The organism is Lysinibacillus mangiferihumi (genome assembly GCF_003049665.1).
GTDB classification, from domain to species: domain Bacteria; phylum Bacillota; class Bacilli; order Bacillales_A; family Planococcaceae; genus Lysinibacillus; species Lysinibacillus mangiferihumi.
On record NZ_PYWM01000115.1, the window covers coordinates 1 to 636 of the forward strand.

At 46.5% G+C, this 636-nt stretch carries 1 tRNA gene and 1 rRNA gene; both read left to right on the top strand.

Annotated elements, in window-relative coordinates:
- Positions 1-386 precede the first annotated feature (386 nt).
- Positions 387-502: ribosomal RNA gene (gene rrf, locus C9J37_RS27840) — 5S ribosomal RNA — on the top strand.
- Between the two features lie 10 nt (positions 503-512).
- A tRNA-Val gene (locus C9J37_RS27845) sits at positions 513-588 on the top strand.
- The last annotated feature ends 48 nt before the right edge of the window (positions 589-636 follow it).

Below are 636 nucleotides of genomic sequence, written 5' to 3' on the forward strand. Positions count from 1 at the left end.
GATGAGGTAGATAGGTTCGAGGTGGAAGTGTGGTGACACATGGAGCTGACGAATACTAATCGATCGAGGACTTAACCAAAAAGTTTGAAACATTCAATGAACCGTTTATCCAGTTTTGAAAGAACAACTCTTTCATAAAAGGGTTTCAAGATACGAGTAGTTCGCGGAAGCAATTGAGAGAAGGAAGGAGCGTACATCTGTACGTGACTGACTGAACGAATGAAGCTGACAAAGAAATACGATGTATATTGAAAGCTGTGAGAGCTTCAAGACACAAGTAGAACAAGGAAGCAAACGAGTGATTGAAGGAGCGTACCTTTTTACGTGACTGATTGAACGAGAGAAGCTGACGCAGTAATACGCCGTGTATTGGAGGTCGAATATAGTCTAGTGATGATGGCAAAGAGGTCACACCCGTTCCCATACCGAACACGGAAGTTAAGCTCTTTAGCGCCGATGGTAGTTGGGGGCTTCCCCCTGTGAGAGTAGGACGTCGCTAGGCATAATAGCCAGGAGGATTAGCTCAGCTGGGAGAGCATCTGCCTTACAAGCAGAGGGTCGGCGGTTCGAGCCCGTCATCCTCCACCATATTGCCGGTTTAGCTCAGCAGGTAGAGCAACTGACTTGTAATCAGTA